Origin of the sequence: Flavonifractor sp. An100 (assembly GCF_002161175.1) — a bacterium.
In the GTDB taxonomy this organism is placed as follows: domain Bacteria; phylum Bacillota; class Clostridia; order Oscillospirales; family Oscillospiraceae; genus Lawsonibacter.
The window spans coordinates 202,139-224,324 of the sequence record NZ_NFMA01000002.1; the positions used below are offsets into that span (position 1 = coordinate 202,139).

Consider the following 22,186-nt stretch of genomic DNA (forward strand, 5'->3'; position numbering starts at 1 on the left):
CGCGTACAACTGAAACTTCTGATTCCTTTCCATGAGGGAACATTCAGGAGAGAAACGGGATATGAGGATTCAAAAGAAATGAGATCCAAGATTGTGGTATCATCCTTTATTTATCCTTTTAAAACGCAAAAATCCACACCCTTAGGTGTGGCTTCTTGTTCCAAATCATGTTGAAGTTACCTTACCGCTCGCTGGCTACCGTGTTCTGGTCCTCATAGATGAGATCCTCCAGATCGGTGCGGCTATTCCAATAGAAATCTGTCATTTACAACACCTCCTTTCCTTTATCTGCCACTATGATACCTGGAAACAGGGGCGAAAACAAGGGGAAACGGGTTAAATGTTTGTAAAATCCCATTATGTAGATAGGGAGGAAAATATGACTATGTCACACCAGACTGTGATCGTGCTGGACTTCGGCGGACAGTACAATCAGCTCATTGCCCGGCGGGTCCGGGAGTGCAATGTGTACTGCGAAGTCAAGCCCTACACCACCCCGCTGGCCGAGTTAAAGGCCATGAACCCCATCGGCATCATTTTCACAGGTGGTCCCAACAGCGTGTACCTGGAGACATCTCCCCATGTAGATCCTGAGATCTTTACTTGGGGAGTACCAATTTTGGGTATCTGCTACGGTTGCCAGCTCATTGCCCACAATTTGGGCGGACAGGTAACCGAAGCCCAGGACGATTCTGCCCGGGAATACGGCAAGACCGCCACTTATTACGATACATCCTGTAAGCTGTTCCAGGGACTGCCGGAAGAGGGCATCTCTTGGATGAGCCACGGGGACTACATGGCAAAGGTGCCCCAGGGCTTTGCCCTTACTGCCCACAGCGACAGCTGCCCCAATGTGGGTATTGCTGACGAGAGCCGGGGCTTCTATGGGGTGCAGTTCCACCCAGAGGTCAACCACACAGAGAATGGCATCAAGATGATCCGCAACTTCCTCTATGAGGTGTGTGGCGCTGTGGGCGACTGGACCATGGGTGACTATAAGAATACCGCCATTGCTGCTGTACGGGAGAAGGTTGGCAGCGGAAAGGTGCTTCTGGCCCTGTCTGGCGGCGTAGATTCCTCCGTGGTAGCCGCTTTGCTGGCGGAGGCTGTTGGGTCTCAGCTCACTTGTGTCTTTGTTGACCACGGCCTGATGCGCTTGAACGAAGGGGATGAGGTAGAGTCTGCCTTCTCCAAGTGGGACATCAACTTTGTACGGGTGGATGCCGAACAGCGTTTTCTGGGCAAACTGGCGGGAGTGTCCGAGCCCGAGCGGAAGCGGAAGATCATTGGTGAAGAGTTTATCCGGGTCTTTGAGGAAGAGGCCAAGAAGGTGGGCACTGTGGACTTCCTGGCCCAAGGTACCATCTATCCGGATGTGATTGAGTCTGGTGCGGGGGATGCTGCCGTTATCAAGAGCCACCATAATGTGGGCGGTCTGCCCGACTACGTAGACTTTAAGGAGATCATTGAGCCTCTGCGGCTGCTCTTCAAGGACGAGGTCCGTCAGTTGGGCCGGGAGCTTGGTTTGCCTGAGTATTTGGTCTCCCGCCAGCCTTTCCCCGGTCCTGGTCTAGCTATTCGTATCATTGGGGAGATTACCAAGGAGAAGGCTGATCTGCTCCGCCAGGCAGATTTTATTTTCCGGGACGAAATCGCCAAGGCGGGGGAGGATAAGAACCTCAACCAGTATTTTGCGGTCCTTACCAACACCCGCTCCGTAGGTGTGATGGGTGACGGCCGTACCTATGACTATACTCTGGCCCTTCGTGCAGTGACTACCAGCGACTTTATGACCGCTGATTGGGCCCGAATCCCCTATGAGGTTTTGGACAAGATCAGCGTGCGCATTGTCAATGAGGTGCAGGGTATTAACCGCATCTGCTACGACATCACGTCCAAGCCCCCCGCCACAATAGAGTGGGAATGACCGTCAAAACGGCGCAAACCCGCATGAATACAGGCTTTTTTGCCCGTCGCTGTGGCTCTTGATACTGGATTGATACTATTCGTGTTCGCCCGGTATTCCCAAGAGAATAATCACAAAGGGACAAGCAAAACCGCCCTGCTGAACGACAAATTCAGCAGGGCGGTTTTTTGCTTGTCTTATTTATTTTTCCGCCAGGTGACATAATACTGACTTTCCTTGCTATCGTCACAGGTGTAAGGCCAGTTGAGTTTCCATTCAAAGTATTCGTCCCTGGTGATCTCCCCGGCGTCAAGTTCCTGCTGGCGCAATAGCCATTCGTGCATAAACTCATCTACAAGTCCGTACTGAAAATAAATCCCCACGGGAGGATGGATGGGCCAGTCGTCGTTGTCATTGTAGCGCACGCTGGTATCATCGGAGGCCCCTGTCTTGCTGGGATTGCGGACAAGCTGGAACAGGCGGATAGAGCCTGGGCTGTCCTCGTCCAGCCAGAAAAATGTCCGCATGAAGTCCTCGGCAGAGCCGGGGGCGATGGTGTAGAAGTTCTGGCGGTCTACCCGCAGCGCCTCGGCCATCTTGTCCAGCAGCTCCCGTTTCGGGACACGGTAATTCGTCTCATACTGGGCAATCCGGTTGTCCGCACCCTTTTCCTCCAAACCGATGGCAAGGCCCAATTCCTTTTGCGTCATGCCCCGAAAGGTACGGATTTTCTTGATTTTATCCCCTACGGTCATATCATTCACCGCCTTTGAGGATAGTATAGCGCAAATAAGCGAAATATGCAAGATATATATTAACAAAAATGCGAAATAAATTCTTGACATTAACATCGGCGTTAATGTATAATGACAATGCGGATATTAACATATTTGCGAAACAAAAATAAGGAGGTGCTAACTATGGAAAAGGAGCTGTTTGTGAGGGCGGAGGAGGTCGCCAGGGAGCTGGGGATTTCCAAGCCCTACGCCTACAAGCTGGTGCGGGAGATGAACGAGGAGTTGAAGAAAAAAGGCTTTCTCACCATTCCCGGACGGGTGAGCAGGCGCTACTTCGAGGAAAAATTCTATGGGTTGCGGGACAGGCAGTAAGGAGGGAACCACAATGCCGGCATACAAAGACAAGGCAAAGGGCACATGGTATGCGTCCTTTTACTACGAGGACTGGACGGGCAAGAAAGTAAAGAAAATGAAACGGGGCTTTCCCACCAAGCGGGAGGCTCTGGAGTGGGAGCGGACATTCCTGCAACAGCAGACCGCCGACCTGGAAATGACCTTTGAAAACTTCGTGGCTGTCTATGTGGCAGACATGAAAGGCCGTATCAAGGAAAACACCTGGGGGACGAAAGAGCATATCCTCTACAAGAAATTGGTGCCGTACTTCGGCAAGCGGAAGATGTGCGACATTCACTCAAAAGAGGTCATCGCCTGGCAGAATGAAATGCTCAATTACCGGGACAAGAACGGCAAACCCTACTCTCCGGTGTACTTAAAAACGCTGCACAATCAGTTGAGTGCTGTGTTCAACCATGCGGTACGCCACTACAACTTAAAGGTCAATCCCGCTGCCCAGGCGGGCAACATGGGAAAACCCAAGGGACGGGAAATGCTGTTCTGGACAAAGGCGGAGTATCTGAAATTTGCTGAGGCCATGATGGACAAGCCCCTCTCCTATTACGCCTTTGAAATGCTCTACTGGTGCGGCGTCCGGGAGGGGGAGCTGCTGGCCCTCACTCCTGGCGACTTCGATTTTGAGAAACAGACCGTCACCATCTCCAAGTCCTACCAGCGGATCAAGGGCAAGGATGTGATTACTGACCCCAAGACCCCTAAGAGCAACCGGGTCATTCAAATGCCCGCTTTTCTCTGTGAAGAAATGCGGGACTATATCAAGAGCCTGTATGGGGCGAAACCCACCGACCGCATTTTCACGGTGACAAAATCCTACCTCCATCGGGAGATGGACAGGGGGGCGAAAGAGGCCGGGGTCAAGCGGATCAGAATACACGACCTGCGGCACTCGCACATTTCCCTGCTCATTGACATGGGCTTTACGGCCCTGGCAATCGCTGACCGGGTGGGACATGAAAGCATTGATATTACCTACCGCTACGCCCACCTGTTCCCCACCCGGCAGACAGAGATGGCGGACAAACTGGACATGGAGCGAAAGGGGGCCTAAATCATGTCAGCGAAAAATTTTGACCGACACAACCGCTGGAGAAATAAAACTGTGGCTTTCCGGGTGTCCCCGGAGGAGGACAGGGAAATCGAAACCGCCGTGCGGCTCTCCGGCCTTACCAAGCAGGACTACATCACCCGGCGGCTGCTGTGCCGGGATGTGGTGGTACAGGGCAATCCCAGGGTGTATAAAGCCCTGCGAAACGAGCTTGCCGCCGTTCTGGAAGAACTGGGGCGTATCGAGGCCGGGAGTGGCGTGGATGGGGAGCTGCTGGACACAATCCGGCTGATCGCCGCCATCATGGACGGCATGAAGGAGGATTGATAGATGGATGGATTGAAAACGAAAACGACCGTCCCATATCCGTCTGTTGCAGCAGACGGGGGACAGTCGCTCTCACAAAAACCTAACCAAAGTATAGCAGAGGGTGTGGCAGAACACAAGTCCCCGGAAAGAGATTTGGAGGAAATCATGCGGCAGATAAGCCGGGTCAACGACCCGGCCTATCTGCCTACCGTGTCTATGAATGACCTCTACGAGCAGGTGTACCCCGGCAGACCTCCTGTGATAGACGGTCTGCTCTATGCGGGGACATATCTGTTTGTGGGCGCTCCTAAGGTGGGAAAGTCCTTTCTCATGGCCCAGCTTGCCTATCATGTGAGTATGGGCCTTTCCCTGTGGGGGTATGAGGTGCGCCAGGGGACAGTCCTCTATCTGGCCCTGGAGGACGATCACCGCCGCTTACAGGAGCGGCTGTACCGAATGTTTGGGGTAGAGAGTACCGGAAACCTGTTCTTTGCCATCGGAGCCAAGCAGCTCGGCGGCGGCCTGGAGGAGCAGTTAAAGGGCTTTGTCCGGGAACACCCGGACACCCGGCTTATTATCATCGACACCCTGCAAAAAGTACGGGAGGAGGACGGCGGAAAGTATAGCTATGCCAACGACTATGAGGTAATCACCAAACTGAAACGGTTTGCCGATATAAGTGGGGTTTGCCTCCTGGTGGTACATCACACCCGCAAGCAGCAGGCCGATGACAAGTTTGATATGATCTCCGGCACCAACGGCTTGTTGGGTGCGGCAGACGGGGCCTTCCTGCTCCAAAAGGAGCGGCGGACAGACAACGCCGCCACCCTGGACATTTCCGGGCGGGATCAGCAAGACCAGCGCCTCTACCTTAAACGGGACGAGGAACGGCTTGTGTGGGAGCTGGAGCGGCGGGAAACGGAGCTGCGGCAGGAGCCGCCCGACCCGGTGTTGGAGGCTGTTGCTGCCCTGGTGACGGCGGAACGGCCAGAGTGGAGAGGGACGGCCACGGAACTTGTCGCCGCCCTGGGGCTGGATATGAAACCCAATGCCCTGGCTATGCGGCTGAATGTCCGGGCATGGCGGCTGTCCTATGAGTACCACATCCGCTATGAAAGCGCCCGAACCCATGCAGGACGGAGTATCAAGCTCACGCTGGAGGAACCCCAGGCGTGACGACCGTGACAGCTGTGACAGCTTTTTGGAGTGCGGAGGCGGTGTGCAAAACATCGTCACGGTCGTCACGGCTGTCACGGGGAGCGGGGGCGAAAGTCAAGGGGGCATACCTGCGGGTGGAGATTGCCGCAAGGCAATACAACCCGTACCCCTTGACTTTCACCCCACGGAAAACACTTGCCGGGCGGTGGAAAGGCCCCTGGCCTTTCCACCCTGCCCAACGGCGAGTGACAAAGTTTAGGCGGGGTGCAGGGTGCCCTTTTCAAAGGGCGGCCCTGCTGGGGGAGGCAACCGCAGTTGCCGGGGGCAAAGCCCCCACACCACCCCGTAGGGCGCAAATGCGCTTTTGATGGCCGTAAGGCTGTCAAAAGTGCTTTTGCGTTACTTTCGCAGAAAGTAACAAAGGCCCGCCGCTTGCGCGGCGGAAAAGGAAGGAGGGATTGATTTGAAAAGGACGATCAGCGCCATGGTGGGCCAAGGATCAGTGAACCATAACAGCAGAAAATTCCACGCCAAGAACACCGATCCGGAACGCTCCCATTTGAATGTCACCTACTGCCAGGAGAATATCAAGACGGTGTACCATGAACTCTTTGACGAGGCTCTGGAGCGCTACAACGCTAAACAGACCAGGGCCGACAGAAGGATTGAGGATTACTATGAGAAAATCCGCTCGGGCAAGCAGGAAAAGCCGTTCCACGAAATCATTCTGCAAGTGGGCAATCGAGACGATATGAGCGCCGACAGCGAGGAGGGGCAGCTGGCGGCAGCGGTTTTGGACGAGTACATGAAGGGCTTTCAAGAGCGCAATCCCCAACTCCGGGTGTTCTCCGCCCACCTCCACATGGACGAGGCCACGCCCCATCTGCACATTGACTTTGTTCCGTTTACCACGGGGAGCAAGCGAGGGCTGGACACCAGGGTATCTCTGAAACAGGCGTTAGCGGCCCAGGGGTTCAAGGGCGGCACCAGAGGTGACACGGAGTGGAGCCAGTGGGTGCGCTCGGAAAAGGAGCGGCTTTCCCTGGTTATGGAGCGCCACGGGATTGAGTGGGAGGACAAGGGAACCCATGACAAGCACCTGTCTGTACTGGACTATAAGAAGGAACAGCGGGCAAAGGAGGTCGCCGTCCTGGATACAGTCAAGGCGGAGAAAGAAAGCCTAGTAGAGAGCCAGGAACGGCGGCTCAAAGAACTGGCCCCGGCGGTAAAGAACATGGAGCGGTTGGCTGCGGACTTCTCCGCCGACCCGGACGAGATTTTGCCGGAGCCGGGAACGCTGGAAACAGGCCGGGCCTACCGGGAGAAAAAGGCCAAACCCCTGTTGGCCCAAATCGTCAAGGTGCTGCGCTCCCTGTATCTGGCCTATGTGGAGCTGCGGGGAAAATTTGAGCGTCTGCAAGGGGACTATGGCCGGGTGAGGGAGAGCAACGCCCGCCTGTCTGACCGATTGCAGGAGGTCAAGTTAGAAAATAAGGCCCTGCGGCAAGTCTCCGCCGACTATGAGCGGGTCAAGCGGGTCTTTGGCCCCGAACAAGTGGAGGTGGCGGTACAAGCGGACAAACAGCGGGAACAGGCGGAGAAAGGCCGAAAGCGGCCCCGGCGCTCTGTTGATCGGGGGGAGCGGTGAAAGTAAAGGATTTGTTTTTATACTTGATTATTCCATGCGTTTATGATACGCTAATAAAAACATTAGAGGTGAGGTGGAAAGATGATTAACTTTTCTTGCAAATAAATTGGAATATACAGTGATACTGTGTTTTACAGTACCATTGTACCCATTGCAAGAAAGTTAAAAGTCTATTCACTCGATATATCGTAGGCGTATCACTCTTGATAGGGGTGGTACTATTATGCTGTGACGAGCTGCAAGAATTGACTTTCTTGCAGCTCTTATTTTATGTTCTTGATCCCTGGAATAAAGGAGGAATGCGATATGTCGATGATCCGAGTCGAGAACCTTACCTTTGCCTATCCATCCAGCTATGATAACATTTTTGAAAATGTCAATTTTCAAATTGATACAGATTGGAAACTTGGGTTTGTTGGAAGAAACGGTAGAGGGAAAACAACTTTTCTAAATCTCTTGCTTGGAAAGTACGAATACCACGGGAAAATACAAGCCTCTGTGCAATTTGATTACTTTCCATATCCTGTGAACGACAAAAACAGATTAACTACGGATATTCTCTCGGAAGTCTGCCCGCTGGCGGAAGAGTGGGAGCTGTTGAGAGAACTATCCTATCTGGAAGTCCGTGATGATGTACTTTGGAGGCCATTTTTTACGCTTTCCAATGGAGAGCAGACCAAGGTGCTGCTTGCCGCTCTATTTCTGAATGATGGACACTTTTTACTGATTGATGAACCGACAAACCATTTGGATATGAAAGCCAGAGAAACCGTTTCAGCATACCTGAAACGGAAAAAGGGATTTATCTTAGTCTCTCATGATCGCTGTTTTTTAGATGGCTGTGTTGACCATATCCTGTCGATCAATCGGTCAAACATCGAAGTGCAAAGCGGAAATTTTTCTACTTGGTTCACCAACTTCCAGCGTCAACAAGAATTTGAACTCGCTCAAAATGTGAAGCTGAAAAAAAGCATTGATAATATGCAAAAGGCCGCTAAAAGAACTTCTGTCTGGTCAGACCGAATTGAAGCGTCAAAATATGGGAACGGCCCGGTTGACCGAGGGTATATTGGTCACAAATCTGCCAAAATGATGAAACGCTCAAAGGCTATCGAAGTGCGGCAGCAACGGGCAATCGAGGAAAAGTCCGGCCTTCTCAAAAATTTGGAAACCGTAGAAGATTTGAAAATCGCTCCGCTTCTTTATTTTTCAGATACCTTAGTGACTTTCTCTGATGTTGTACCGATTTTTGACGGCAAAAATGTCTGCCAGCCAATCTCGTTTACAGTAAAACAGGGAGAACGCATTGCCCTTGATGGGAAAAATGGTTCTGGGAAAACGAGCCTTCTAAAGCTACTGGTCGGGCAACAAATAGAACATCGTGGGACAGTTGCAATAGGTTCTGGCATGATATTGTCCTATGTACCTCAAGATACTTCTATGCTGAACGGGTCGTTATCAGAGTTTGCGGAAGCCAATCGTGTTGATGAAACTTTGTTTAAGGCAATCTTACGGAAAATGGATTTTTCACGAATACAGTTTGAAAAGAAAATGGAAGATTTTTCAGCGGGACAAAAGAAAAAAGTGTTGATAGCAAAAAGCCTTTGTGAACAAGCACATCTGTATGTGTGGGATGAACCTCTTAACTATATTGACATCTATTCCCGAATGCAAATTGAAAATCTGATTAGGGAATTTTCTCCTACAATGATCTTCGTAGAACATGATCTTGCTTTCAGAAATACGATTGCTACAAAAACAGTATATATTGAAAGCACTCCCGGTCAAAGCTGTCAATGGTCAAGATGAACGGCGCATTTCATGCGCCGCCATTGACAGCCCTGCCCGGTCTTGCTCTGCGGTTATCAAGGCAGGCAAGCCCCAGGGGTGCTTGCCTGCCTTCTTTGATTTTGAGTGGAGGTCAGTGGCCGAAATTGGCCTCAAATTGAGGCCAATTTCGACAGGTACTTGCAAAGCCCGGAACTCTTGCAAACTCTGGTTTTCTGTGATACTATTTTGATACTAAGAAAACGAGGTGTCCCAAATAACAGGTGAAATATTAACATAATTGCGAAAGTTTTCCCTGTGAAATCACCTCAAATACACCCCTATATATCTGAATTTGCCGAATGGGAATGATTTCAGAGACCCGGAAAAGCCTGATATGACTGGGTTTTTGAGGGGTTAATGCCCTCTGTGGCAACGATTTGGCAACATTTTTTCATTATTCATAAAAAGAGAGCTAACTGATTTTGATTAGTCAGTTAGCTCTCTTTTTATTTTGGTTCCTATATGAGTTTAGCCGTTTAGTTTTTTCTCAAGCTTTTGAAGCCTTGCAGGGTATCCCCCTTTAGTTGAATCGGTTAATCCATATTTTATTGCCAAATTGCAAATTTCAATGGCCTCTTTATACTGCCCGGCTTTTTCGTAAAGAATTGCAAGCCGCTGAAAGGTTGTGATTCGTGGAATACAACCGAACTCTTTTTGCATTGGCTTTACATATTTAGGGAACATCTGGATATCTTTCAAGCAAAATTCGATTGTTAAATCAATCGCATCTGGTCTGCAATCTCTCTGCTTGTAATAACATTCGGCGGCTTCCTGCCAAAAATAGTGAGCGTCCAGAAGCTCTGCTTCGCTAACTGCTAAGTCTTTACCTGCACTAATTATTTTATCGGCAAGAGAGTAGTTCTTCTCAGAAACTGCCCAGCCAATCATTGCGGAAAAGTACTTCAGTTTTGTGCTGGAAGAATAAGATACATCACCTTTTATAGGAGAAGAACCCGGACATGCACCAAGCCCACCTTGATGATATCTGGTAAGAGCATCTTGCTCTTGAGGTGTGCATGATAGCCAAAAAGATTCCAAGCCCAAATAACCGATGATGCCTTTAATTTTAGGTTTCTGAGAAAATAGGGACTTAAACATACAATGTCACCTCTAACTTCAAGTGAACTCCAAATTTTTCTTTTCTACGCAACAAACAGCCTCTCCTGTGGCCTACAAGTGAGGGGGTCAAAAGAGGTCCTGGGGCGGCACCTTCACATAGTTCTGGGCTTTGTCAAACTCCGGATAGTGGTAGCGCCACTTGTCGTAATCCTCTTTGGAGATTTCGCCCGTCTCCAGCATGGCAGCGGCCTGCTGCCAGGAACAGAGCATCTCATGCAGCCGGGCGGCATCCTTGTTCTTCCGCACATCCACCTTCAGGCAGACTTCTCCATCCGTTTCGCTGATTTTGAGCCCGTAGTTGTCCTCCAGGGTAAACAAGGTGTGCATCAGCCCCACATAGGAGTCTATATCCGGGACAGAGAGGGCATGGGGCGAGACATCCAGTATCTGGGCTAGGGCAGCAGTAAGGTCTGCCTTAGGGGTTCTTGATCCTGTTTCATACTGAGCAAGGCGCACATCGGCAGACTTCTCCGGGAAGCCCAGCGCCATACCAAGATATTTCTGTGTCATTCCTCTCAGGAGCCGGAAAAAGTGAATCCGTTCGCCAATCGCCATATCATCCACTCCAATCGTTGGTTGTCTTTAGGAAAAGCGTAGCAGAAATGCTTAGTAAAGTCAAGGGAATCCTAAACAATTTTATTTAATTTATTTTGCGTACTCTGATTGACACAAGCTATTTTGCTTAGTATAATGACAATAGACTAAGCATAATAGCTTAGAATCAATAAATAAAAAAGAACTGCCGTAATCCCTGGTTATACATCCGGGAAAAAAGTGGCGGACGAAAGTGAGGAGGCATTTATGAAACACAATATCCATCCGCAGCAGCCATCAACGAGGAAAGGAAGGTATTTTCAATGCAGGCACAAAACTTTATGCGCGTGGAGGAAGTGGCCCAGGAGCTGGGTATCTCCAAGTCCCACGCCTACAAGGTGATCCACCAGCTCAACGCCGAACTCCGGGACAAGGGCTATCTGACCATCGCCGGGCGGGTCAACCGGAACTTTTTCATGGAGAAGTTTTGCTACGGCAAGACGGGAAAGGAGGGCTAATCATGGCAGTCTACAAGGAAGAAAAGACCAACACCTGGCGGGCGGTCTACCGCTACACCGACTGGAACGGCGAACGCAAGCAGACCCAGAAGCGGGGCTTCAAGACCAAGCGGGAGGCACAGGCATGGGAGCGGGAACAGCTCAATAAGACCAGCGCCGATCTGGACATGACCTTTAAGAGCTTCGTGGACCTCTACACGGCGGATATGAAGACCCGGCTCAAGGAAAACACCTGGGCCACTAAGGACCATATTATCCGTACCAAGCTGTTGCCCTACTTCGGCAGGCTGAAGATGTGCAACATTACTGCCCAGCAGATCATCACCTGGCAAAACGAGATGCTGAATCACAAGGACGAGAACGGTAAACCCTACTCGCCTGTGTACCTCAAGACGGTCCATAACCAACTCAGCGCCATCTTCAACCACGCGGTTCGGTACTACAACCTCCGGGAGAATCCCTGCAAGAAGGCGGGCAGTATGGGCAAAAAGAAAAACCGAGAGATGATGTTCTGGACCAAGGAACAGTACCTGAAATTTGCCGAGGTGATGATGGACAAGCCGCTATCCTTCTATGCCTTTGAGATGCTCTACTGGTGCGGTATCCGAGAGGGGGAGCTGCTGGCCCTGACCCCAGCGGACTTTGACTTTGAGAAGCGCACCGTTACCATCAATAAATCCTATCAGCGGTTGAATGGCCAGGATCTGATTACTACCCCCAAGACGGAAAAGAGCAATCGGGTCATTACCATACCGCAGTTTCTGGCCGAAGAAATCCAGGATTACATCAAGATGCTCTACGGAATCGGGCCAGACGACAGAATGTTCACTGTTACCAAGAGCTATCTTCACCGGGAGATGGATCGGGGAGCCAAGGAAGCTGGGGTGCCGCGTATCAGAATCCATGATATTCGTCACAGTGCGGTTTCACTTTTGATCGATATGGGCTTCTCTGCCACGGCCATCGCGGACCGGGTGGGCCATGAGAGCATCGACATCACTTACAACTACGCGCATCTGTTTCCGTCCAAGCAGGCGGAGATGGCGGATAAATTGAACATGGAAAGGGGCAATTAAAAATGTCAGCAAAGAATTTGGACAAGCACAACCGTTGGAGGAACAAGACCGTGGCTTTCCGGGTCTCTCCGGAGGAGGACGCCCAGATCGAAACGGCAGTGAAGCTTACCGGCCTGACCAAACAGGATTATATCATCCGGCGGCTGCTCTGCCGGGATGTGGTGGTGCAGGGCAACCCCAGGGTCTATAAAGCACTGCGGGACCAGCTGGCCGCTGTGCTGGATGAGCTGCGCCGGATCGAGTCCGGTCAGGGCGTAAACGATGAGCTGCTGGACACCATCCAGATGATTGCCACCATTATGAACGGGATGCAGGAGGATTTTGCCTATGACCGATGATAAAAAGAAAATGACCGCCCAGGGCTCATCTGTTGGCGCAGATGATGGGCAGTCAATCTCTCAAAATTCCAAGACCACTATACCAGACCCAGACGAAAAAAGCAATTCCCCCGAAAGAGATTTGGAGGAACTTTACCGGAAGATGCGCTGCATGAGCGACCCAGCCTACCTGCATACTGTGACCCTGGACGAGCTGATGGACAATGTGTTCGAGGGCAAGTCTGCGGTAATTGAAAACCTGCTCTATACAGGAGCGTACATCCTTGCCGGAGCGCCGAAAATCGGCAAGTCCTTCCTGGTGGCGCAGATCGCTCACCATGTTAGTACCGGGCAGGACTTGTGGGGCTACAAGGTCCATCAGGGGACTGTCCTTTATCTTGCTTTGGAAGATGACGAGAGCCGTTTGCAGCGCCGGATGTTCCGAATGTTCGGAGTGGAGGGGACAAGCTCCCTCCACTTTGCCACCAATGCTAAGATGATTGGTGGTGGTCTGGATGAACAGCTGGAAAAGTTCGTCCGGGAACACAGTGATACCAAACTGATTATTGTGGATACCCTGCAAAAAGTCCGGGAGGCGGTGAGCGACAGTTACAGCTACTCCAGTGACTATGAGGTAATCGGCAAGCTGAAACAATTTGCTGACCGATATGGCGTCTGCATCCTGATCGTCCACCACACCAGGAAGCAGCCTGCGGGAGATAGTTTTGAGATGATCTCGGGCACCACCGGCTTGTTGGGCTGTGCGGATGGGGCGCTCCTGATGCAGAAGGAAAAGCGGACAGATAGCAAGGCCACTCTGGAGGTGGTGGGCAGAGACCAGCCGGATCAGCGGCTGTATCTGAGCAAAGACCAAGAGAACCTGGTTTGGGGTCTCGACCATGCAGAGAATGAGCTTTGGAAACAGCCTCCAGACCCGGTGCTGGAAGCCGTGGCAAAGATTGTATCCTCCAAGAACCGCGAATGGGAAGGCAGTCCCACTGAGCTGGCCCAGGCGATTCAAACGGATATGGCAGTAAACCGGCTCACCAAACATCTGAATGTGAATGCCAGCCGACTGTTGGAAGAGCATCAGGTGAAGTACGAGAACAAGACCAAGCACGCCGGACGGCGTATCCGGCTGACTTACATGGTGGTGGAAGCCCCCGCGTTTGAAGTAATCGGGTAAAGCGCGACGCTCGCAACGGTCGCGACGGTGTTTTGAGGGGTACTCCCAGCACCGTTGCGACCGTCGCCACCGTCACGGAAAGGAACAACTGGGGTGGTATTTTACCACCTCATCTTCCAGGAGGGAGCCCCATTTTAGGGGGCCCTAAAAGTACCAGAGGATGTCGCGATTCACGACACCCTATGCCTCGAAACAGGGCACCGGGTACAGGGTCAAAAAGCGTTCAGAGAACGCGCAGCCACAGAATGAAATTCTGTGTTCAGAAGGGGCTTGGGGGCGCTGCCCTCAACAAGCAGATGGCAGGAAATGTGAGTGTGTATTAACACACGCATTGCTTGCCGGACTTGTGTGTGGCTAGCGTGATTTGTGCTCCGGCTAAAGGTGTGGTGAGCCCATTCAGATCGGTAGCAGTCAAGACTCCGGCAATAGTCCCTAAATTTAAGGTGGCATCAGCAGTACAGACCAGATCCATTTGGACACTGGAGCCCTCAGATAAGGTTACGCCGGCCAAACTGCTTAACAAGTAACCAGTTTTTACAGCGCCAAGACTGTAAGTTCCGGTGGGGATTTCAGAGATTGTAAAGGCGCCGGTTTCGTCAGTTAAGGTATGGCGATAGGGTGTTCCAGTACTGTCAAAAAGCTTGACGGTGGCATCGGGAATAGGATCGGTGCCATCCGTTACAACGCCGAATACAGTGGCTGACGCAGCAGATGCAGGGGGCAGTTCCAGGTCGATATTAGCCTCCTGCATACCCTGAATGGGAAAACTCTGACTAAATTGTAAGCCAAGTAGATCCTGTTTCATATCTGCCATAGTAATGACCTCCTGGATGAGTTAATCAAGTTTGATTGGTTTGCTGTGTGGGGTGGCCAATCAAAAAGCCAACACAGCCAGAGATGAAATCTCGAAACTGAACTATTGTTGCCGCAACGGAATCGGATTGAGCGGCAGTGTTGCAATGTTCCGTATTGCGTAGAAGCAGCAGGGTGATCAGGCAGAACAGCCCGATTCCAGCCGCAATCCAAACTTGGAGACAGCTTACCTGTACAGGGTCTGGGGAAGAAACAAAGTCTTGCTCCATTGTTTCCGAGGTTTTGGTAAGCGTGGGAGGTGCGATTTCGGTAGAGGTAGAAAAGTTAGGAGATTGCGTCTGACTGTTGTCCGCTGTCTCCATTATATGCGCTTGGTCAGAGGGGGGTGAGGCTGAAGTGGAACCGGAATGGCGCATAAAATTTCCGCTTAAAAAGTAACCAAAAATTGAGGCGGCGGATGTGCGGACAATAATATCAATTTCGTTAGAGGACTGTTGGGTACCCGAGCAGATAAATATATTATAGACCGATTGAAGAAGGAGTATGGCCATGATCAAAAGAAGGGCCAGGTCTACAGGGTGGATTGTAGATAAAATGGCACGTAAAGATAGTTTACAAGATTGGTTTGAACGCATGATAATTCCCTCCAACCCATTGTATGCAGCAGCTATATTGTGGGGGAAGGGACTGCAAAACAGTGGCTGTGTTGCATTAAGGGGCAGCGGGAGAAAAGAAAATAAAAAAACACCGTAGACAATTTTGTCCACGGTGTTTTGGCAGCGGGAGAAGGATTCGAACCCTCACAAACAGAGTCAGAGTCTGTCGTGCTACCCTTACACAATCCCGCTATTTGATTGCTGTGCCGAAGCACGAATGTTATTATAGCAAACAATTCGAGAATGTCAAGGGGGAAAATGATTTTTTCCAATTATTTTTTTGGCGGTATTTTTTGCGTCTCGGATGCGCAGGAGAGAGGGAGTTGAAAGACGGGCGTGCCCTCTGCCATAGGAGAAATGGAACCTTGGGGATAAGCTATTTCGATGCCTTGGGCGGTTAGGCAATAATCCTCTTTTGGGAAAAAGGTTTGAAGTCCGTGTTCCCATCCCGGGAGCAGAAAGCGAGATGCCGAAGCCTGTTGGTCGGCGGCCAGTTTCTTAAGTTGAGAAATTAACTTCTGCTTCCAGCGGTGACAGGAGCAGTAGAGAGCGTGGATTGGGTAAGGGGCTCCTTCCTGGATATCCCACACGTCGCCCCAACGCACTTGATTAGGAGGGCGATTTCCCCTGATTTCCTGACCCGTCATGCGGATGCTGAGCAGGTGTTCGGTAAAAAGGGTGACTTCACCGCGCAAGCTCCCCTTCCAGGATACAAAAGGATGGCTGTTAGCACGCAGGGTTGCCAGGTTCAAGCAGGCCTTCCAGTAGACTTCCCGCTCCCAGCGTTGTCTCCAGCTTTTGATCAGACGGCGATAATAGCGGTTGATCTTTGTTCCACTGCGCCCAGTACCACGCAACTCAGGCCAGGACACGTGGTACTCCAATACCGGCTCTCCCTCTAAGGTCAGAATGCGGGTATCTTCCTGCCAGAGCACCTCTATGGATTGGGGCGCTGTGTGGTCAGTGTGCTCCATAAAGAAGCCTCCTCTCCTCCAGTTTTCTTTCCCCATCCTATGCCGAAACGCAGGAATGGGCACAGAGAAAGATATTTTTTTGTTTACTTTCATATTTTAGTGTGTTAAAATAATAAAAAGATAAAACCGTAGTGGACGGGAAAGGAGAACTCCATGTCTAAGTTTTTGGATAAGCCATCCAGTAATACGCTGTATCGGGCTATTGCCGCGTTGAAGGATGAAGAGGAGTGCCGCAAATTTTTGCAGGATCTGTGCACCGTGTCCGAATTGAAGGCGATGGAGCAGCGGATGGAAGTTGCCATGCTGCTGGACGAGGGGCTGATCTACAGTGAGATTTTAGAGCGGACGGGAGCTTCCAGCGCCACGATTAGTCGAGTGAACCGATGCCTGCACTATGGAGCAGACGGCTATCGAACCATCATCCCCCGCCTGAAAGGACAGCAGTCATGAGTAGCTATGAGTTTTTGGCGGGATGCTATGATCAACTGACCTATGATGTCCATTATGAAGTGTGGGCAGACTATATACAGCGGCAGTTCCACAAGTGGGGACTGCCAGGGAATACTGTGCTGGATTTGGCGTGTGGTACCGGCTCTTTGACCCGTGAGTTAGCTCTGCGGGGATATGAGATGATAGGAGTGGATCTCTCATCGGAGATGTTGGCGGAGGCGGTGGAAAAGAACCGGGATATCCAGGGGATCCAGCCCATTTTTTTGTGCCAAAGCATGGACCGGCTGGATTTGTATGGTACCATTGACGCTTGTGTTTGCTGTCTGGACAGCATAAACTATGTGACTAATGCCATGCAACTGCAGCGGGCCTTTGATCGAGTGCATCTTTTCCTGATGCCCGGAGGCCTTTTCTTATTTGATGTCAACACGCCGGAGAAGCTGGAGGGTCTAGACGGCCAGGTGTTTTTGGACGAGACGGAGGATACCTACTGTGTCTGGCGGGCGGAATATAGCCGCCGCAGCCGCATCTGTGCTTATTTTATGGATCTATTTCGGCTGGATGGTGAGACGGGGCAGTGGGTGCGAGGAGAAGAACTGCACCGGGAACGGGCCTATACCCGGCAGGAATTAACGAACTATTTGCAGCAGGCAGGTTTCCGGGATATTAAGGTGTATGGCAATTTAAAGATGCGCGCTCCTGTAGACGGGGAGGAGCGGATCTTTTTTGTGGCCAGAAAGGATGGCTAAACCATGGGCGATGAAATTGTAAGAGCGATCACAGCAGATGGTTATGTGAAAGCTACGGCTATTACCGCTAAAGGGATTGTGGAGCGGGCGCGGAATATTCACATGCTGCTGCCTATGGCCACAGCTGCTCTTGGGCGGGCTTTGATGGGCGCCTCCATGATGGGAGATATGCTCAAGGAACAAAATGGCTCTGTTACCCTTCAAATCAAGGGAGGGGGGCCGTTAGGTGCCGTATTGGCAGTGTCTGACTGCCAGGGAAATGTGCGCGGTTATGTTCAGAATCCCCATGTGGAACTGGTGGAGAAGTACCCAGGAAAGCTGGATGTGGGAGCTGCTGTAGGACAGAACGGAACCTTGACTGTGATGAAGGATATCGGACTGAAGGAACCCTATATTGGTTCCATCGGTCTGTTCTCCGGTGAGATTGCAGACGATCTGGCCATGTATTTTGTGGAGAGCGAGCAGATTCCTACCGCCTGTGCGCTGGGCGTGTTGGTTGGGACGGATCAGAGCGTGACAACAGCAGGGGGATATTTGATCCAATTGCTGCCGGGGGCGGGAGAAGAGATCATCTCCAGCATTGAGCGCGGGGTGCAGAAGGTAGGGTCGGTCAGTCACGCTCTGGAGGGCGGTTTGGATGGAGAAGGCCTGTTGCGTGCCGTGCTGTCAGAGTTCTCGTTGGAGATTTTGGAAAAGCATCCGGTGGAATACCGGTGTTACTGTTCTAGGGAACGAGTGACCCGAGCCTTGATCAGTATGGGACGCGAGGAATTATCGTCTCTTCTGAAGGAACAGGGGCAAGCAGAGCTGACATGCCAGTTTTGCGACCGGGTATATTCCTACACCCGGGAGGAGCTGGGAGAGCTGTTGCGTGGTATGAGCTAAGCGTGGAGCATAAAATATGGGCGGGAGATTTTATCTCCCGCCCATTTATTGTTAACGTCCGCTGTTGGTCAGTGCCTGCAAAACATTGTAGCGTTCCATATCAAACTCTTTATGCATGGCCAGCGCAGCCTCCATGTCCAGGTCCACGATCCGACCGTCCTGGGTGGCAATAATCCGGTTGCCTTTTCCTTCCATCAAGACATTGACGGCCTCATAGCCCATACGGCTGGCGGTTTCACGATCGCGGGCTGTGGGAGAACCGCCGCGCTGAATATGGCCCAACACAGTTACGCGGGGATCAATGCCCACTTCCTCCTGAATCCGCTTGGCAATTTCAAAGGCACTACCAGCACCTTCGGCAACCACAACCATATAATGGGTTGTGCCGGCTAGACGGGCGCGACGGATTTTCTCCACCACGTCTGTCTCAAAGTCAACGGGGCGCTCAGGAATGAGTACAGCAGTGGCGCCTACCGAGATGCCCACATAGAGAGCTAGGTAGCCCGCATGGCGTCCCATCACTTCTACCACCGAGCAACGCTCATGGGACTGCATGGTGTCTCTCAGCTTATCGATGCACTCCACAGCCGTGTTGCAGGCGGTGTCAAAGCCGATGGTGTAGTGAGAGCAGCCGATATCATTGTCAATGGTAGCAGGAATCCCAACTACGGACAAATGCTGACCGGACTCTCCAATTTGACGGGAGAGGGCCAATGCGCCGCGGAAGGTTCCATCGCCGCCAATTGCCACAATGCCGTCCAGCCCTAACAGTTTGCAGGTAGCAATCGCCTTTTCCCGCCCCTCGGGCTGCATAAACTCTGCACTGCGGGCAGTATAAAGAATGGTTCCGCCCTTATTGATAATGTGACTAACGCTGGAGCTCTCCATCCGAACAAAATCGCTGTTAATAAGGCCGCTCCAACCACGACGGATGCCAACGCACTCAATTCCCTTGCTCACGGCAGTACGAACTACTGCGCGAACAGCAGCGTTCATACCGGGGGCGTCGCCACCGCTGGTCAGCACGCCGATCCGTTTCACCTGACTGTCCATATCCCGACCCTCCTTGATATCCGGTCCCCACTCACATTGGGAACCTGGTCTTACCTATAGTAATGTAGGAAACTGGAATCATTATGTCATTATTAAAAACGAATGTCAAGAAGGGGGAGAGGATGGAAAATAAGGTAGTATCGGCTCCATCATAGTCTCTGTTGGGACGCAAAAAAAATTTATGCTAAATTTTGTTTTTCCTGTTGACAAGTCGGATTTAGTTTAGTATAATGATCAAGCCGTCGCAAGAGCGGGGGCAAACCGGGGAGCATAGCTCAGCTGGTAGAGCACATGCCTTACAAGCATGGGGTCACAGGTTCGAGCCCTGTTGTTCCCACCACTTTGACCCTAGGAATCCCCCCGGACTACCTGGCTCGGTAGTTCAGTTGGTTAGAACGCCGGCCTGTCACGCCGGAGGTCGAGGGTTCAAGTCCCTTCCGAGTCGCCACTTTTTATTTCTTTTGAGTGTGTCAAAAGAAATATGCCTCTGTAGCTCAGTTGGTAGAGCAGGGGACTGAAAATCCCCGTGTCGTTGGTTCGATTCCGACCGGAGGCACCACTTCCTCATAGATTTCCTGTGGGGAAGCTTATGCGAGTGTAGCTCATCTGGTAGAGCGCCACCTTGCCAAGGTGGAGGTAGCGAGTTCGAGCCTCGTCACTCGCTCCATTTTTTTGGAGCACTGTGTTGCTCCATATGGTGCCATAGCCAAGTGGTAAGGCAGAGCTCTGCAAAAGCTCCACTCCCCAGTTCAAATCTGGGTGGCACCTCCAAATCGGAGCAAGCATGAGATTGCTTGCTCCGATTTTTTTATTTTAGTAATGTAGATACTATAGTTTTTTGCGCTGGGGGGAGAAATTATGAGCTGTCGAAAATTTTTATTCTCACTGTTTTTGATTGTACTTATTCCTCTATATTTATGTAGTTGTGGTAGTGTGGATAGGGATGTCGATGAAAATGAGTTGTCTTCGGAATCTTCTAGCGGGATAGATTATGAATATAAAAATTTGAAAGGGCAAATTTTTTCTTTTCATTGCAGTGATTCCAATACCATAATTTATGAAAAAACAGTGAACCAACTTATCACTGAATGGAAAGATAATGTTGCACTAGCTGAAAGAACTTATAATCAGCAAAATGTAATGATAGTGGCTGAAGGATATATTCGAAGTATTGAAAGGGATTAGAACAAGATTCTTATTATTTATTACTATCCGAGAATGAAGATAGTGGTTTGTTTTCCATGGATGAACTTAGGGTCTATTTTCAAGACGAATCAACTTTGGATTCGCTTCTTTTGTTAAAATCTGGTGATTATATTACGCTGGTTTGTTCTGCTCAAGACACTACATTTTTCCTTGAATATCCGGAACTTAAGGCTGAATTAGTATTGGAGGCAATCCCAGTTGCAGATTCGGAGAACGGTATTGCTTCACTAATAGGTCATACGGTATCAGATATTATATCACAATATGGGAACGATTACATTGTTGATTGTTGGTCTGGCGGTATGTATATAACGTACGATGATTGTCCATACAATTTTTACTATAGCACTGTTGAATATGACAGTGATTGGAATCCGAATCCGGATGATAAAATCTGGGGAGTTGAGACCTTTGCCGACAAAATGATCATTGATGGAGCGGTAATGATTGGTGGTTCTTTGGAAAGCGCTGAAGACTTTTGGGGAAGTAAATTCGAATTATATGATAACTATGATTATGACGGAAATTGCGGTACTACTAATATTACTCGAAATAATTTGAAGTACACTTTAACATTTGATAGAGACTCAGATGTTCTAATCAGTGCAAGCTGTTGGGCGGAATTTATACCTCCTAGTCATCCGGACATTATACAGGAAAATATTGATAAATTGGAGTTTAATTATGGAGATATAGATAATACAAAGGAAATATTTATGCTTTGTCTAGCTCAAGATGATTTAATTGGTTATTATGAAGGAAAAAACAGTTTATATAATTGGAAAGAAGATTTTGAAGCCCCCAATTTTGTATCGACAGATTATTGGTTTAGTGTTATGGACGATTTAGATTGCTATCTTGATGGAGAAATATGTAAGTATGAAGAACTTTGGGAAGCGACAGAAACTGCCTTTTATATGTATGCTGCTCAACAAGTAGATTCAACTGCTGATACTATTGCGGATAACCTAAATAAAATTTATCATCATTTAGGGGAGATACAATAACTTGAATTTGGGTTGGCTGGGAGAAAATGGCATCTATACCTTACGGACAAGACAGAATGTGTTGACAAAAAAGATGCACAGCAAAAACGCCGCACAAAAGTGCGGTGTTTTTGCGTTTCAAGAAAAATATTGGGCGAAATAGGAGAAAAAAGTTTGAAAGTTGAAAATCTAGTTCCGTTTTTCCAGATTCACGCTTTGGGAGATGCATAGAGGGCTATTAAGGAACAAAAGTGTTTCGAACTCCCCAGCTCTCCCTCCACGAAGCCCCTCATGGATTACCACTTCCCGTGGCAGCCATGGGGGGCTTTTTTACTTTTCCATAGGAATCGGATATTTGGCACTTATACTTTGTTTGTCCATCATTCTTTGTTGGTGTTGGTAATAGCTTTCTCCAGACTTTTTATCTATGGGTAGGGCCGCGTGAGAACCACGCGGGGGTGAAAGTCCCGTGGAGCTGCGCCAGCAGCCGTCCGTTATGTGAATACGCCGCCTGAAACGGTGCCCTTAGACCGCACGAATGGTGCAGCCAGACCGCTGAAATGGTGCATGGTCACCGCAGACATGGTGCATTGACAGGATGGCCACTAAAATGGATT

Annotated in this window: 23 protein-coding genes and 6 tRNA genes; 21 read left to right on the forward strand and 8 right to left on the reverse strand. The window is 50.2% G+C overall.

The genetic code is table 11. From position 1 onward, the window contains the following. Positions 1–385 precede the first annotated feature (385 nt). The gene (gene guaA / locus B5E43_RS02250; protein ID WP_087393216.1) at positions 386–1,927 is read left to right on the forward strand and encodes a glutamine-hydrolyzing GMP synthase; all 1,542 of its coding nucleotides are present in this window, start codon (positions 386–388) and stop codon (positions 1,925–1,927) included. A gap of 176 nt (positions 1,928–2,103) precedes the next feature. Here the strand turns inward: guaA and B5E43_RS02255 are convergent, their stop codons facing one another. Continuing rightward, positions 2,104–2,661 carry a helix-turn-helix transcriptional regulator gene (locus B5E43_RS02255; RefSeq protein ID WP_087340666.1) on the reverse strand — a complete coding sequence of 186 codons (558 nt, stop codon included), beginning with the start codon at positions 2,659–2,661 and terminating at the stop codon, positions 2,104–2,106. A gap of 165 nt (positions 2,662–2,826) precedes the next feature. Here B5E43_RS02255 and B5E43_RS02260 point away from each other — a divergent pair, with 165 nt between their 5' ends. The 6 genes from B5E43_RS02260 to B5E43_RS02285 all read left to right on the forward strand — a co-directional run bounded on the left by B5E43_RS02260 (position 2,827) and on the right by B5E43_RS02285 (position 9,026). Next, positions 2,827–3,015 carry a hypothetical protein gene (locus B5E43_RS02260; protein ID WP_004010379.1) on the forward strand — a complete coding sequence of 63 codons (189 nt, stop codon included), beginning with the start codon at positions 2,827–2,829 and terminating at the stop codon, positions 3,013–3,015. Positions 3,016–3,028: 13 nt separating this feature from the next. Next, on the forward strand, positions 3,029–4,105 hold the full coding sequence (locus tag B5E43_RS02265; protein ID WP_087393218.1) for a site-specific integrase: 1,077 nt from the start codon (positions 3,029–3,031) through the stop codon (positions 4,103–4,105). A 3-nt stretch (positions 4,106–4,108) separates the two neighbouring features. Further along, positions 4,109–4,429: a hypothetical protein gene (locus B5E43_RS02270; RefSeq protein ID WP_087393220.1), complete on the forward strand. Its 321-nt coding sequence runs from the start codon at positions 4,109–4,111 to the stop codon at positions 4,427–4,429. Positions 4,430–4,432: 3 nt separating this feature from the next. Further along, positions 4,433–5,587, forward strand: coding sequence for a helicase RepA family protein (locus B5E43_RS02275; RefSeq protein WP_087393222.1), 1,155 nt, complete (start codon positions 4,433–4,435; stop codon positions 5,585–5,587). A 445-nt stretch (positions 5,588–6,032) separates the two neighbouring features. Further along, complete coding sequence (locus B5E43_RS02280) at positions 6,033–7,217, forward strand: plasmid recombination protein (protein WP_343214259.1); 1,185 nt, start codon at positions 6,033–6,035, stop codon at positions 7,215–7,217. A gap of 306 nt (positions 7,218–7,523) precedes the next feature. Beyond that, entirely contained in the window at positions 7,524–9,026 is a 1,503-nt protein-coding gene (locus tag B5E43_RS02285; RefSeq protein WP_087393226.1) for an Lsa family ABC-F type ribosomal protection protein, read from the forward strand. Positions 9,027–9,515: 489 nt separating this feature from the next. Here B5E43_RS02285 and B5E43_RS02290 read toward each other — a convergent pair whose 3' ends face one another. Then, positions 9,516–10,145, reverse strand: coding sequence for a hypothetical protein (locus B5E43_RS02290; RefSeq protein ID WP_087393229.1), 630 nt, complete (start codon positions 10,143–10,145; stop codon positions 9,516–9,518). 87 nt (positions 10,146–10,232) lie between these two features. After that, the gene (locus tag B5E43_RS02295) at positions 10,233–10,721 is read right to left on the reverse strand and encodes a helix-turn-helix transcriptional regulator (RefSeq protein ID WP_087393231.1); all 489 of its coding nucleotides are present in this window, start codon (positions 10,719–10,721) and stop codon (positions 10,233–10,235) included. Between the two features lie 302 nt (positions 10,722–11,023). On the opposite strand from B5E43_RS02295, the gene B5E43_RS02300 reads away from it, so the two are divergent. The 4 genes from B5E43_RS02300 to B5E43_RS02310 are packed head-to-tail and all read left to right on the forward strand — an operon-like array spanning position 11,024 to position 13,797. Further along, entirely contained in the window at positions 11,024–11,218 is a 195-nt protein-coding gene (locus B5E43_RS02300) for a helix-turn-helix domain-containing protein (protein ID WP_087393233.1), read from the forward strand. A 2-nt stretch (positions 11,219–11,220) separates the two neighbouring features. After that, a complete protein-coding gene (locus tag B5E43_RS02305; RefSeq protein ID WP_140402101.1) occupies positions 11,221–12,294 on the forward strand; it encodes a site-specific integrase in 1,074 nt (357 codons plus the stop codon). A 2-nt stretch (positions 12,295–12,296) separates the two neighbouring features. Beyond that, positions 12,297–12,632, forward strand: a complete 336-nt coding sequence (locus B5E43_RS14810) for a hypothetical protein (protein ID WP_143382921.1) — start codon at positions 12,297–12,299, stop codon at positions 12,630–12,632. Then, complete coding sequence (locus tag B5E43_RS02310; RefSeq protein WP_087393235.1) at positions 12,622–13,797, forward strand: AAA family ATPase; 1,176 nt, start codon at positions 12,622–12,624, stop codon at positions 13,795–13,797. Before B5E43_RS14810 ends, B5E43_RS02310 begins: the two co-directional genes overlap by 11 nt. Positions 13,798–14,116: 319 nt before the next feature. On the opposite strand, the gene B5E43_RS02315 is transcribed toward B5E43_RS02310, so the two are convergent. The 4 genes from B5E43_RS02315 to B5E43_RS02330 all read right to left on the reverse strand — a co-directional run bounded on the left by B5E43_RS02315 (position 14,117) and on the right by B5E43_RS02330 (position 16,240). Next, positions 14,117–14,611, reverse strand: coding sequence for a carboxypeptidase-like regulatory domain-containing protein (locus tag B5E43_RS02315; protein WP_087393237.1), 495 nt, complete (start codon positions 14,609–14,611; stop codon positions 14,117–14,119). A 25-nt stretch (positions 14,612–14,636) separates the two neighbouring features. Further along, a complete protein-coding gene (locus B5E43_RS02320; RefSeq protein WP_087393240.1) occupies positions 14,637–15,245 on the reverse strand; it encodes a hypothetical protein in 609 nt (202 codons plus the stop codon). Between the two features lie 139 nt (positions 15,246–15,384). Further along, positions 15,385–15,458, reverse strand: a tRNA-Gln gene (locus B5E43_RS02325). Positions 15,459–15,538: 80 nt separating this feature from the next. Next, on the reverse strand, positions 15,539–16,240 hold the full coding sequence (locus B5E43_RS02330; protein ID WP_158098940.1) for an RsiV family protein: 702 nt from the start codon (positions 16,238–16,240) through the stop codon (positions 15,539–15,541). Between the two features lie 153 nt (positions 16,241–16,393). Here B5E43_RS02330 and B5E43_RS02335 point away from each other — a divergent pair, with 153 nt between their 5' ends. From B5E43_RS02335 to hslO, 3 genes are read left to right on the forward strand one after another with little or no spacing between them, the layout of a single operon-like run. After that, positions 16,394–16,690, forward strand: a complete 297-nt coding sequence (locus B5E43_RS02335) for a YerC/YecD family TrpR-related protein (protein ID WP_087393244.1) — start codon at positions 16,394–16,396, stop codon at positions 16,688–16,690. Next, positions 16,687–17,439 carry a class I SAM-dependent methyltransferase gene (locus tag B5E43_RS02340; RefSeq protein WP_087393245.1) on the forward strand — a complete coding sequence of 251 codons (753 nt, stop codon included), beginning with the start codon at positions 16,687–16,689 and terminating at the stop codon, positions 17,437–17,439. Before B5E43_RS02335 ends, B5E43_RS02340 begins: the two co-directional genes overlap by 4 nt. Positions 17,440–17,442: 3 nt before the next feature. Further along, positions 17,443–18,324: an Hsp33 family molecular chaperone HslO gene (hslO, locus tag B5E43_RS02345; protein ID WP_087393247.1), complete on the forward strand. Its 882-nt coding sequence runs from the start codon at positions 17,443–17,445 to the stop codon at positions 18,322–18,324. A 51-nt stretch (positions 18,325–18,375) separates the two neighbouring features. Here hslO and pfkA read toward each other — a convergent pair whose 3' ends face one another. Continuing rightward, on the reverse strand, positions 18,376–19,377 hold the full coding sequence (gene pfkA / locus B5E43_RS02350; RefSeq protein ID WP_087393249.1) for a 6-phosphofructokinase: 1,002 nt from the start codon (positions 19,375–19,377) through the stop codon (positions 18,376–18,378). Between the two features lie 264 nt (positions 19,378–19,641). On the opposite strand from pfkA, the gene B5E43_RS02355 reads away from it, so the two are divergent. The 7 genes from B5E43_RS02355 to B5E43_RS02380 all read left to right on the forward strand — a co-directional run bounded on the left by B5E43_RS02355 (position 19,642) and on the right by B5E43_RS02380 (position 21,590). Continuing rightward, positions 19,642–19,717 (forward strand) — tRNA-Val (locus tag B5E43_RS02355). A 31-nt stretch (positions 19,718–19,748) separates the two neighbouring features. Beyond that, a tRNA-Asp gene (locus B5E43_RS02360) sits at positions 19,749–19,825 on the forward strand. A 35-nt stretch (positions 19,826–19,860) separates the two neighbouring features. Continuing rightward, positions 19,861–19,936: transfer RNA gene (locus B5E43_RS02365), tRNA-Phe, on the forward strand. 32 nt (positions 19,937–19,968) lie between these two features. Further along, positions 19,969–20,044: transfer RNA gene (locus B5E43_RS02370), tRNA-Gly, on the forward strand. A gap of 29 nt (positions 20,045–20,073) precedes the next feature. Next, positions 20,074–20,148, forward strand: a tRNA-Cys gene (locus tag B5E43_RS02375). A gap of 87 nt (positions 20,149–20,235) precedes the next feature. Beyond that, positions 20,236–20,562, forward strand: coding sequence for a hypothetical protein (locus tag B5E43_RS14815; RefSeq protein WP_143382922.1), 327 nt, complete (start codon positions 20,236–20,238; stop codon positions 20,560–20,562). Between the two features lie 56 nt (positions 20,563–20,618). Continuing rightward, on the forward strand, positions 20,619–21,590 hold the full coding sequence (locus B5E43_RS02380; RefSeq protein ID WP_143382923.1) for a hypothetical protein: 972 nt from the start codon (positions 20,619–20,621) through the stop codon (positions 21,588–21,590). The last annotated feature ends 596 nt before the right edge of the window (positions 21,591–22,186 follow it).

Bases quoted from the DNA above. Each gene is read 5' to 3' on its own strand.
- guaA (WP_087393216.1), top strand. From the start codon at position 386: ATGTCACACCAGACTGTGATCGTGCTGGACTTCGGCGGACAGTACAAT.
- B5E43_RS02255 (WP_087340666.1), bottom strand. From the start codon at position 2,661: ATGACCGTAGGGGATAAAATCAAGAAAATCCGTACCTTTCGGGGCATG.
- B5E43_RS02260 (WP_004010379.1), top strand. From the start codon at position 2,827: ATGGAAAAGGAGCTGTTTGTGAGGGCGGAGGAGGTCGCCAGGGAGCTG.
- B5E43_RS02265 (WP_087393218.1), top strand. From the start codon at position 3,029: ATGCCGGCATACAAAGACAAGGCAAAGGGCACATGGTATGCGTCCTTT.
- B5E43_RS02270 (WP_087393220.1), top strand. From the start codon at position 4,109: ATGTCAGCGAAAAATTTTGACCGACACAACCGCTGGAGAAATAAAACT.
- B5E43_RS02275 (WP_087393222.1), top strand. From the start codon at position 4,433: ATGGATGGATTGAAAACGAAAACGACCGTCCCATATCCGTCTGTTGCA.
- B5E43_RS02285 (WP_087393226.1), top strand. From the start codon at position 7,524: ATGTCGATGATCCGAGTCGAGAACCTTACCTTTGCCTATCCATCCAGC.
- B5E43_RS02290 (WP_087393229.1), bottom strand. From the start codon at position 10,145: ATGTTTAAGTCCCTATTTTCTCAGAAACCTAAAATTAAAGGCATCATC.
- B5E43_RS02295 (WP_087393231.1), bottom strand. From the start codon at position 10,721: ATGGCGATTGGCGAACGGATTCACTTTTTCCGGCTCCTGAGAGGAATG.
- B5E43_RS02300 (WP_087393233.1), top strand. From the start codon at position 11,024: ATGCAGGCACAAAACTTTATGCGCGTGGAGGAAGTGGCCCAGGAGCTG.
- B5E43_RS02305 (WP_140402101.1), top strand. From the start codon at position 11,221: ATGGCAGTCTACAAGGAAGAAAAGACCAACACCTGGCGGGCGGTCTAC.
- B5E43_RS14810 (WP_143382921.1), top strand. From the start codon at position 12,297: ATGTCAGCAAAGAATTTGGACAAGCACAACCGTTGGAGGAACAAGACC.
- B5E43_RS02310 (WP_087393235.1), top strand. From the start codon at position 12,622: ATGACCGATGATAAAAAGAAAATGACCGCCCAGGGCTCATCTGTTGGC.
- B5E43_RS02315 (WP_087393237.1), bottom strand. From the start codon at position 14,611: ATGGCAGATATGAAACAGGATCTACTTGGCTTACAATTTAGTCAGAGT.
- B5E43_RS02320 (WP_087393240.1), bottom strand. From the start codon at position 15,245: ATGCGTTCAAACCAATCTTGTAAACTATCTTTACGTGCCATTTTATCT.
- B5E43_RS02330 (WP_158098940.1), bottom strand. From the start codon at position 16,240: ATGGAGCACACTGACCACACAGCGCCCCAATCCATAGAGGTGCTCTGG.
- B5E43_RS02335 (WP_087393244.1), top strand. From the start codon at position 16,394: ATGTCTAAGTTTTTGGATAAGCCATCCAGTAATACGCTGTATCGGGCT.
- B5E43_RS02340 (WP_087393245.1), top strand. From the start codon at position 16,687: ATGAGTAGCTATGAGTTTTTGGCGGGATGCTATGATCAACTGACCTAT.
- hslO (WP_087393247.1), top strand. From the start codon at position 17,443: ATGGGCGATGAAATTGTAAGAGCGATCACAGCAGATGGTTATGTGAAA.
- pfkA (WP_087393249.1), bottom strand. From the start codon at position 19,377: ATGGACAGTCAGGTGAAACGGATCGGCGTGCTGACCAGCGGTGGCGAC.
- B5E43_RS14815 (WP_143382922.1), top strand. From the start codon at position 20,236: ATGAGCTGTCGAAAATTTTTATTCTCACTGTTTTTGATTGTACTTATT.
- B5E43_RS02380 (WP_143382923.1), top strand. From the start codon at position 20,619: ATGGATGAACTTAGGGTCTATTTTCAAGACGAATCAACTTTGGATTCG.